The sequence below is a fragment of the Vibrio sp. 2033 genome, assembly GCF_033339735.1.
This window is the reverse complement of the sequence record NZ_JAWOVC010000487.1, coordinates 1-621: the sequence shown is the minus strand read 5'-3', so window position 1 is coordinate 621 and position 621 is coordinate 1. Positions and strand designations below refer to the sequence as shown.

The following is a 621-nucleotide window of genomic DNA, read 5'->3' as shown; positions in this document are numbered from 1 at the left end:
TCAATGCTGGCTTCCCGTATCTGATGATAAGCCCGGGTTTTATCCTTTTAGTCTTTGTTGTAGTGTTTCCGATCATCTTTGGTTTTGCGATTGGTTTTACTAACTATAACCTTTACAACTCACCGCCTGCGAAGCTGGTTGACTGGGTTGGATTGAAGAACTTCTTCAACATTTTCCAAATTAACTTGTGGCGTAACACCTTTATCGATGTGTTGCAGTGGACAGTCGTTTGGACATTAGTTGCATCAACATTGCAATGCACAGTCGGGGTTCTGTTGGCGATTCTGGTTAACCAAAAAGACCTTAAATTTAAGCCTCTGATCCGTACAATCTTTATTCTTCCTTGGGCGGTACCTGGCTTTGTTACCATCCTTATTTTTACCGGGATGTTTAACGATAGTTTTGGTGTGATTAATAACGTGATTCTCGACTTCTTTGGCATTGAGCCAAAAGCTTGGTTGACTGATCCGTTCTGGACAAAAGTTGCGTTAATCATGATCCAAACTTGGCTAGGTTTTCCATTTGTATTCGCCATGACAACGGGGGTTCTACAGGCGATCCCTAATGATCTTTATGAAGCTGCGACGATGGATGGTGCGAGCAAATTTCAGCAGTTAAGAA

General features: G+C 42.2%; 1 protein-coding gene. It reads left to right on the top strand.

Features of this window, described 5'->3' with window-relative positions; genetic code table 11:
- Positions 1–621: carbohydrate ABC transporter permease (locus R7P74_RS27365; RefSeq protein ID WP_318123818.1), on the top strand; the 621-nt coding region annotated here is incomplete at both ends.